This window comes from Kocuria subflava, from assembly GCF_012163155.1.
Taxonomy (GTDB): Bacteria; Actinomycetota; Actinomycetes; order Actinomycetales; family Micrococcaceae; genus Kocuria; species Kocuria subflava.
Window position 1 is genome coordinate 1 of sequence record NZ_JAAVUN010000130.1, and the last position, 683, is coordinate 683.

Below are 683 nucleotides of genomic sequence, written 5' to 3' on the forward strand. Positions count from 1 at the left end.
CTCCCTTGATGGACCGCGTGTGCCGCAGGGTGAACCACTTGGACATGTGGTCCGATGGGATGGCCACCGTTTCCTCGCTGAAGGTGACGCCCGGCTTCTTGAACGGAATGGTTGTCATGTCTCTCAGAGCTCCTGGGCGAAGTTGCCCTCGTAGCGGCGGAAGAGGAAATCGCCGAGGAACAGGGTGCCGAAGGCGATCAACAGGGCAACGGGCGTCCAAATGGTCATCAGATGGGCGGGCACGTGCCAGTGCTGCCACAGCTCCGTGGAGGGGAGCCAGAACCCGTAATGGAACAGTTCAACGGCCACCGTGAGCGGATTGGCGAAATAAATGTAGTAGAACCAGGCCGGCATCTTGTCCTGGACCATGGTGAACAGGTAAAGCACCGGGGAGGCCCAGGTGGCCACCATCATGATCATGTCCACGAAATTCTCGGCATCGCGGAAGAATACGTTGAAGGTGGCAAAGATCATGCCCAGTCCCAGTGCGAAGACCGCCACAATCACGCAGCCCGCGATCATGCACAGGAACTGTTTGAAATTCGGGTGCCAGCCGGAGGCGAGACAGGCGATCAACAGGATCAGCAGCTGCGGTACGAAATGCACCAGCGCCACGTACAAGTTGGACACCGGGAACAACTGCCTGGGGAGGTAGATCTTCTTGAGCAATCCCCCGTTGGCCG

At 58.7% G+C, this 683-nt stretch carries 1 protein-coding gene; it reads right to left on the minus strand.

The genetic code is table 11. The features are described from left to right. Positions 1-123: 123 nt before the first annotated feature. The coding region (locus GTW58_RS13360) for an ABC transporter permease (RefSeq protein ID WP_168023590.1) at positions 124-683 on the minus strand (560 nt) is incomplete at its 5' end.